The organism is Pseudomonas sp. DW-iso17 (assembly GCF_058725345.1).
On sequence record NZ_JBZXEA010000042.1, the window covers coordinates 1 to 5,380 of the forward strand.

Sequence of the window (5,380 nt, forward strand, 5' to 3'; positions counted from 1 at the left end):
GATCTGCTTTTGATCTTAGGCGCCCCGTTAAACCACGCTGGCCGGAATTCGACAGTGATTTGGGGGGTAAACCGGCAGGGATGCCGGTTTAGCCGCCCCGCGCCATGGATGGCGCGTGGCGGCGGCCCCCCAAATCACTGGCGGATTACGGGCACACCGAGCCTAAGCGAGGTGCCGAGTGGTGGGGCAAGAGCCCTTTGGTTACTTTGGGGCTCTTTTCCAAAGTGACCCGCCGTCAGGCGGAACCCTAAGTGGCCGTTACCGCAGGAATGGATATGTACACGGTCCAACTGTGTTGACTGTCAGGCCGTCTTCGCAGGCAAGCCAGCTCCCACATTGGATCGCGGGGCATCAGTTATATCTGTGTCGGCTGCCAGGCCGTCACGGGAGCAAGCTCCCTCGCCACAGATTTAGCGTCGTGCCAAAGTTGTGTAGATACCTATGCACATGAAGGCATACCTCACCACCCCTCTTTCAACATCCGCAGCTCCAGATGCTGCAACAACATGATCGTCTTGCCATCCACAATCTCCCCGCTCTGCACCATCGCCAGTGCCTGCTCAAAGCCCAGCTCCAGCACCTCGATATCCTCGCCCTCTTCTTCCAGGCCACCGCCCGCCCCCACTCGGTCGCCTGGCTGGTATTCACCGATAAAAAAGTGAATCCGCTCGGTCACCGATCCCGGGCTCATGAACGCCGCGTAGATTTTCTCAACATGCCCCACGCGATAGCCGGTCTCTTCCTCGGCCTCCAGGCGGATGCGTTCTTCGGCGCTGGCGTTATCGAGCAAACCGGCCGCCGCTTCAATCAGGTAGCCGGGGTAATCGTTGACGAACGTGGGCATGCGGAACTGGCGAATCAGCAAGACTGTGCGTTGCTCACGGTTGTACAACAGGATGGTCGCACCGTTGCCCCGGTCATACACCTCGCGGGTCTGGGCTTGCCAACTGCCGTCGCGACGGCGCAGGTCGAAGCTGTATTTCTTCAGCAGGTACCAGTTGTCCGAGAGGGTTTCTTCGGCGGTGATGCGCACGGGGCTATCGTTCATGGTCGAGCCTTGGTAGGTGGAAACAGATTCAGGTGGTGGCCTGGGTGGGCGGCTGTTTGATATGCGACCACGCGGCGGCCACTTCTTCAGCACTGCCTGCTTTGATCCGGGCAAGATTGCGTGGGTAATCCACGCCAGGATTTTCACTGAAACGCGTGGCGGTGAATTGGCCATTGCTGGCGCGCAGGATATAGCCGGTATCGGTGCACTGCCGGGAAGCCAGGAACAACACGCCCGGCGTCACCCAATCCGGCTTGAGTTCGTCCGGCTCTTGGGTCACGCCCCACATGCGCGTCTTGGCCACCGGCGAGATCGCGTTGACGAGCACCCCGGCCTCAGCGCCTTCGTGACTCAAGGCATTCATGATCCCCACTTGCGCCATCTTGCCAGCGCTGTAGGCCACCAGCCCGGTCTGTTCGTATTGCGCATACATGGCGCGGTCGGAGGTGGTGAGGATGATGCGCGGCGCACAAGAGCGCAGCAGATGTGGCCAGGCATGTTTGCACAACCACAGCGGTGCGTAGAGGTTGATGTCCATGGCGCGCTGCAGGAACGCAGCATCGAGTTCTGTGATGGGCTGGTAGCCCACCCAGCCGGCGTTGTGAATCAAAATATCGAGTTGGCCGAAGGTTTCGAGGGTATAGCTGATCAACTGCCGACACCCCTCGTCCGTGGACAAGTCACCGCCATGGCCCGCTACCATCAACCCTTCGGCGCGCAACGCCTCGGCGGCCTGTTGCACCACCGACGCATCGGTGCCGGTGCCCACGTTGTCGGCGCCAATATCACTGATGACAACACGGGCCCCAGCCTGCGCCAGTGCTCGTGCATAACTGAGTCCCAAGCCACGCGCACCTCCGGTGACGATTGCGGTTTTACCAGTGAAATCCATGTGTTTTTCCTCCTGTTCAGCCCCTCACCCTAACAACCCGCACGAGGATTGTTCAATGCTGTAACACTTTCATCCATCACGGCCGTCGCATTAATGCCTACCCGCCCAGGCCATCTGGTAAAACCCGTGCTTCATCTTTGTTCTGGAACCTTCATGTCTTCTGCTTCTATGCCCCGCCGGGGCCTGCGCTGGTTTGTCTGGCTGTGCATGGCCGTGTTGATTGTCGGCCTGCCGGTCGGTTGCGCCGTGTTGCAACACAAGGAGCGCGAACTTGTGTTTCGCATCGAGCCGGGAACCGCCGGCTGGTACACCGGCCTGCCCAAGGCGGTGCAGGAATTCGAACTCAAGCCCGCCAGTTTCAAAGCAGGGCAGAACATTCATGGCTGGTGGTACCCGGCAGCCAACAAAGACGCGCCCGCCATCCTCTACCTGCACGGGGTACGCTGGAACCTCACGGGCCAATTGTTTCGCATCGAGCAATTGCATGCCCTGGGCTTTTCGGTCCTGGCCATCGACTATCGCGGCTTTGGCCAAAGCCAGGGCGACTTGCCCTCGGAAGCCACGGTGTACGAGGACGCTCGCATTGCCTGGGAGCGTTTCCAGACCCTGCAACCAGACCCCGGCAAGCGCCTGATCTACGGGCACTCCCTGGGTGGCGCGGTCGCCATCGACCTCGCTGCCGAGTTGGGCAAGCAGGTGCCATTGCCGGTGCGCGGGCTGGTGATCGAGTCCACGTTCACCTCCCTGGCGGATGTCGCCACGGCCGTTGCCAACACCTCATTGCCGGTGCGCTGGTTGCTGTCGCAGAAGTTCGATTCCATCGACAAGATTGCCGACATCCACATGCCGCTGCTGGTGGTCCACGGCCTCGACGACCGCTACGTACCACCGCGCTTCAGCCAGCAGTTATTCGAAGCCGCCCAGCAACCCAAACACCTGTTGCTGGTGCCCGGTGCCAGCCATAACAACAGCATGAACCTCGCCGGACGCAGCTATGGCCAGGCGCTGGAAAACCTGATGCGCACGAAGATGCCTGCCCAGGTGGTGACACACTCCACAGGCCGCGATAACGCCTCGTAAATACGCTTTTCGACACTGGTTTCGCACTTGGCTGTCAAGCGCAAACCCTGGCCATGTTGGCCCGAAATACAAGTTGATCAAATAATGATCTTCGCTGAAATCGCCAACGCTGCCGGGCCTTCGCAAAGTTATCCACAGAGATACCCACGGTTTTCGTGGACAACTCTTTGTATATTTTTACGTTTTTTTTGCTCAAGCCGTGCTTCCAGGAAAGGTACCGGGCAACAGGATTTCGCGATTTACTTCGCGTATATCCTTATAGCCACAGAGCGCCATCGACACATCCAGTTCGCGGGCGATGATATCAAGCGCCTTGGTCACCCCCGCCTCGCCCATCGCCCCCAACCCATACAAGTGCGGGCGGCCAATCATGGTGCCCTTGGCGCCCAGCGCCATGGCCTTGAGCACGTCCTGGCCGGAACGAATACCCCCGTCGAGCCACACTTCAATGCGGTTGCCCACGGCCTCGACAATCGCCGGCAATTGGCTGATGCTCGACGGCGCGCCATCAAGCTGCCGGCCACCGTGGTTACTCACCACCAACGCATCGGCACCGCAATCGGCCGCCAAGCGCGCATCCTCCACATCGAGAATGCCCTTGATGATCAGCTTGCCGCCCCAGCACCGCTTGATCCACGCCACATCGTCCCAGCTCAGGCGCGGGTCAAATTGCTGGGCGGTCCACGACGACAGCGAACTCATGTCGGCCACCCCCTTCACATGCCCGACGATATTGCCGAAACCACGCCGCTGGGTACCCAGCATGCCCATCACCCAGCGCGGCTTGGTCATCATGTTGAGAATGTTCGGCAGGGTCAGCTTGGGCGGCGCGGACAAACCATTGATCAAGTCCTTGTGGCGCTGCCCCAGAATCTGCAAATCCAGGGTCAGCACCAATGCATCCACCCCGGCCGCCTTGGCGCGCTCGATCAACTGCTCGATAAAACCGCGATCGCGCATCACATACAGCTGGAACCAGAACGGCTGGCCGACGTGCTCGGCGATGTCTTCCAGCGAACAGATACTCATGGTCGACAAGGTGTAGCGCAGCCCGAACGCAGCAGCGGCACGGGCAGTGAGGATTTCGCCATCGGCATGCTGCATGCCCGCCAGTCCAGTCGGCGCCAGCGCCACGGGCATGGCCATGTCCTGGCCAATCATACTGGCGCGGATCGAACGCTCGTCGATATTGCGCGCCACCCGTTGACGGAACTTGATACGCGCAAAATCAGTTTCGTTGGCGCGGTAGGTGCTCTCAGTCCAAGAGCCGGAATCGGCGTAGTCGTAGAACATGCGGGGGACACGTTTTTGCGCCAGCTTGCGTAAGTCTTCGATGGTTGTGATCAACGGCATCGGGTTACCTCTCCCTGAACTGAACACAGAGAGTAACCGGCAGGAGCGTGGGCAACCAGCCGTTGCGTTTAGATGGACTGACGATTAATCTCGCACAAACCCGCAATAAAGCGCACAAACATGCATAACACTCATCAAGCCATCGACCTGCCTTCCCTGCGCAAACAAAAGATCTTGTTGCTGCTGGAACGCGACGGCAAGGTCACCGCATCTGAGTTGGTCGAGCATTTCGCCGTGTCCCAGGACACCATCCGCCGCGACCTTGGCGAACTCGCTGCCGCCGGCCTGTTGCAACGCGTACACGGCGGCGCCCTGCCCCGGCCCAAGGACACCGGCAAGGATTTCTTTACCCGTGTCGGCGAGACCAACGAGGTCAAGCGCCACCTCGCCCGCGTGGCGGCGGAGCGGGTTGAAGACGGCCAGATCGTGCTGTTCGATTCTGGCTCCACCACCTTGCAGATTGCGCAGTGCTTGCCCCATGCACTGCACCTGACTGTGGTCACGCCATCCCCCATGATCGCCATCGCCCTGGCCGACCATCCGCATATAAAAGTGATCCTGGCCGGCGGCCAACTCAACCCCGCTACGCTCTCCACCGGCGGCCATGAAGCGGTGCGCCTGATCCAGAGCGTCAAGGCCGACCTGTTGTTCACCGGAGTGTGCGCATTGCACCCGCAAGTGGGCATCACCTCGCTGCATTTTGGTGAAGTCGCCGTCAAGCAAGCCTTGCTCGACAGCGCGTCCCACGTCATCGCCGTGACCACCTCAGACAAACTCGGCGCGGTGGAACCCTTTGTGGTGGCGCCATGCAGCCGTATTCATACGCTGATTACCGAGTGGGATGCACCGGATGTGCAGGCATATAAACAGTTGGGGTTGCAGGTGCAGCGAGTGGACGTGCAGTGATACAAACCACGATGCGAAGCGAGCCGCTCTTGATCTTGATCTGCTTTTGATCTGCTTTTGATCTTGATCTTAGGCGCCCCGTTAAACCACGCTGGCCGGAA

General features: G+C 60.0%; 5 protein-coding genes. 2 read left to right on the forward strand and 3 right to left on the reverse strand.

The window, feature by feature from the left end; genetic code table 11:
* Positions 1-460: 460 nt before the first annotated feature.
* Both AC4PS6_RS22375 and AC4PS6_RS22380 read right to left on the reverse strand, forming a co-directional pair.
* A complete protein-coding gene (locus AC4PS6_RS22375; protein WP_020302080.1) occupies positions 461-1,048 on the reverse strand; it encodes an NUDIX domain-containing protein in 588 nt (195 codons plus the stop codon).
* Positions 1,049-1,076: 28 nt separating this feature from the next.
* Positions 1,077-1,940 (reverse strand): SDR family NAD(P)-dependent oxidoreductase, encoded by an 864-nt coding sequence (locus AC4PS6_RS22380; protein ID WP_020302079.1) that lies wholly within the window; start codon positions 1,938-1,940, stop codon positions 1,077-1,079.
* Between the two features lie 153 nt (positions 1,941-2,093).
* On the opposite strand from AC4PS6_RS22380, the gene AC4PS6_RS22385 reads away from it, so the two are divergent.
* On the forward strand, positions 2,094-3,020 hold the full coding sequence (locus tag AC4PS6_RS22385) for an alpha/beta hydrolase (protein ID WP_032903886.1): 927 nt from the start codon (positions 2,094-2,096) through the stop codon (positions 3,018-3,020).
* 192 nt (positions 3,021-3,212) lie between these two features.
* Here the strand turns inward: AC4PS6_RS22385 and AC4PS6_RS22390 are convergent, their stop codons facing one another.
* The gene (locus AC4PS6_RS22390) at positions 3,213-4,373 is read right to left on the reverse strand and encodes an alpha-hydroxy acid oxidase (RefSeq protein WP_020302077.1); all 1,161 of its coding nucleotides are present in this window, start codon (positions 4,371-4,373) and stop codon (positions 3,213-3,215) included.
* A 120-nt stretch (positions 4,374-4,493) separates the two neighbouring features.
* On the opposite strand from AC4PS6_RS22390, the gene AC4PS6_RS22395 reads away from it, so the two are divergent.
* Positions 4,494-5,279: a DeoR/GlpR family DNA-binding transcription regulator gene (locus tag AC4PS6_RS22395; protein ID WP_014718171.1), complete on the forward strand. Its 786-nt coding sequence runs from the start codon at positions 4,494-4,496 to the stop codon at positions 5,277-5,279.
* Positions 5,280-5,380 lie beyond the last annotated feature (101 nt).